This window comes from Pseudoalteromonas sp. GW168-MNA-CIBAN-0100, from assembly GCF_040309225.1.
GTDB lineage: Bacteria > Pseudomonadota > Gammaproteobacteria > Enterobacterales > Alteromonadaceae > Pseudoalteromonas > Pseudoalteromonas arctica.
This window is the reverse complement of sequence record NZ_JBEOOL010001123.1, coordinates 1-235: the sequence shown is the minus strand read 5'-3', so window position 1 is coordinate 235 and position 235 is coordinate 1. Positions and strand designations below refer to the sequence as shown.

The following is a 235-nucleotide window of genomic DNA, read 5'->3' as shown; positions in this document are numbered from 1 at the left end:
CCGATATTGTTGGCTTGATATAAAGCTTGGGTTAATGCCTGTGGGTCTTGACCTGTGGTACTGACTAAGCGACTAAATGCTTCACCTTGAGGGATGTTAGCAATATCGGTTAAGTTCATACCATGTTCAGATAGCGCTTCACGGGCGATGCGTTCTTTTGACGCGTACATGTCATAAAGCTTAGGGCCGAAATAACCTTCTAACGTCCAACCTATGCCTTGAGGAAGCATGACAA

The 235-nt window shown here is 45.1% G+C and carries 1 pseudogene; it reads right to left on the bottom strand.

From position 1 onward, the window contains the following. A pseudogene (locus AAEY62_RS24865) lies at positions 1 to 235 on the bottom strand (MFS transporter); the annotation flags it as partial.